1 protein-coding gene is annotated in these 250 nt (G+C 70.8%); it reads left to right on the top strand.

The window, feature by feature from the left end:
• Positions 1-42: 42 nt before the first annotated feature.
• Positions 43-250: uracil phosphoribosyltransferase (locus tag ACTIDRAF_RS0226055; RefSeq protein WP_016701569.1), on the top strand; the 208-nt coding region annotated here is incomplete at its 3' end.

Below are 250 nucleotides of genomic sequence, written 5' to 3'. Positions count from 1 at the left end.
GGCTGCCGGGGCCCGACGAGCCGGCGGTTACCGTGGGCCGCTATGGACGTCTTCGTCGTCGAGCACCCCCTCGCGAGAGCCCGACTCACCACCATGCGGGACGCGCGCACCGACAGTGCCGCCTTCCGCTCAGCCCTGCACGAGCTCACCCTCATGCTGGTGTACGAGGCAACCAGGGAAGCCCAGGTCAGGACCGAGAAGGTGCACACCCCGGTGGCGATGGCCACCGGCTACCGGCTGGCCAACCCGC

Source organism: Actinoalloteichus spitiensis RMV-1378 (assembly GCF_000239155.1).
GTDB lineage: Bacteria > Actinomycetota > Actinomycetes > Mycobacteriales > Pseudonocardiaceae > Actinoalloteichus_B > Actinoalloteichus_B spitiensis.
This window is presented reverse-complemented; position numbering and strand designations above follow the sequence as displayed.